Genomic DNA, 1,618 nt, shown 5'->3' on the forward strand with positions numbered 1-1,618 from the left:
CGAGGGCTACCAGCGGGGCATTGCCAGTAATCACGCCGATGTGATGCACTGGTTCCCCAAGTTTGGCAAGTCCATGGACACCTTCCGCACCGATGTGGCCAAGGCCATGGGCTCCGCTACCGGAGGGAACGCTGGAGGTTCCAACAGCTCTGGCAGCACCGGCACAGGGAATGAGATTGTCAAAGGCTCCACGGTGCGCCTCAAGCGGGGGGCCAAGACCTACGATGGGGACAGTTTGGCCTCCTTTGTGTATGAGCGAGACCACGTGGTCAGCGAGATCAGCGGCGACCGGTGTGTCATCACCTACAACGGCGTGGTGGTGGCTGCCGTGCGCAAGTCGGACCTGACCCTGGTGAACGGCGGGGCTTCCACGTCCAAGCCTACCACCCCCGCATTTACCCCCTACACCGTCAAGGTATCGGTGACCGAGCTGCGCATTCGCAGCGGCCCCGGCACCGATACCGCTGCCCAGGGGTTCATGGAGCCCGGGGTGTACACCATTGTGGAAGAGGCGGACGGCCCCGGCGCCAAACGCTGGGGCAAGCTGAAATCCGGGGCCGGATGGATCAGCCTGGACTACACGGAAAGGGTGTAACCAGGCTCACCACAACAGGGCATCACCGCCCCTCGGCGGTGGTGCCCTGTTTGAGAAAGGAGGAGTGGAACACATGCCATCCAACTGGCTGTACGTAGAAAGCCAATTTCCCAATTTCAACGGGGACGAGACTACCCAAGAAAAGCTGGAGCAGCTGCAAAACTACCTGTACATGCTGGTGGAACAGATGCGCTACACCACCCAAAACCTGGACTTGACCAACGTCAACCAGACCGCCCTCAACAACTGGGAGAGTGCCCTCACCCGCCCCATTTACGCCCAAATCGAAGGGGAAGGGGAGCGCATTACCCAACTGGCAGCTACCGCCGACGGCATCCAGGTTACGGTGCAGGGCCAGCAAGAGGACATCCAGGACTTGCAGAAGGGCGTGGAGGATCAGATCCAGGTGATTCAGGAAGTACAGGTGGCGGTGGGGGAACAGGACGGGATGATTACGGACATCCAAGGCACCGTCACCGCCCAGGCCCAACAGATGGCCCAGTTGGAGCTTACTGCCCAAGGCCTTTCCGCCACCATCCAAGAGCAGGAGACCAAACTCACGGAATTTGAGGGCACCCTTACCGCACAGGGGGAGAACATCGGTACCCTGGAGGGTACCATCCAGAGCCAGAGCGAGAAGCTGGTCGACTTGTCCCTCACCGCCGACGGACTCACCACCACCGTGGCAGAGCAGACCCAAAGCATCACCAACCTCACCGGTACCGTGGAGGGCCAGGGAGAACAGCTGGAGCAGCTGGGGGAGCATTTGACGGATTTCACCAATGCTGTTACTGGAAGCTTGGACGGGCTCCAAGCACAGATCGACGGGCAGATCCAGACCTGGTTTGACCGAGAAATTCCCACCCTGGACAACGCCCCCGCCAACACCTGGGAGAGCGAGGAAGACAAGATCAACCACCTGGGAGACCTGTACTACGTGGTGGACAACGACACCGCCGGGGGACAGGCATACCGGTGGGCCAAGATGGATGATACCTACCAGTGGGTGCTCATTGAGGACGT

Annotated in this window: 1 protein-coding gene and 1 pseudogene; both read left to right on the plus strand. The window is 60.4% G+C overall.

Annotated elements, in window-relative coordinates; all coding sequences use genetic code 11:
- A pseudogene (locus tag B5G37_RS15815) lies at positions 1-595 on the plus strand (hypothetical protein); the annotation flags it as partial.
- 73 nt (positions 596-668) lie between these two features.
- The coding region (locus tag B5G37_RS14400; protein ID WP_143482994.1) for a hypothetical protein at positions 669-1,618 on the plus strand (950 nt) is incomplete at its 3' end.

The organism is Pseudoflavonifractor sp. An85, assembly GCF_002161235.1.
Lineage (GTDB): Bacteria > Bacillota > Clostridia > Oscillospirales > Oscillospiraceae > Enterenecus.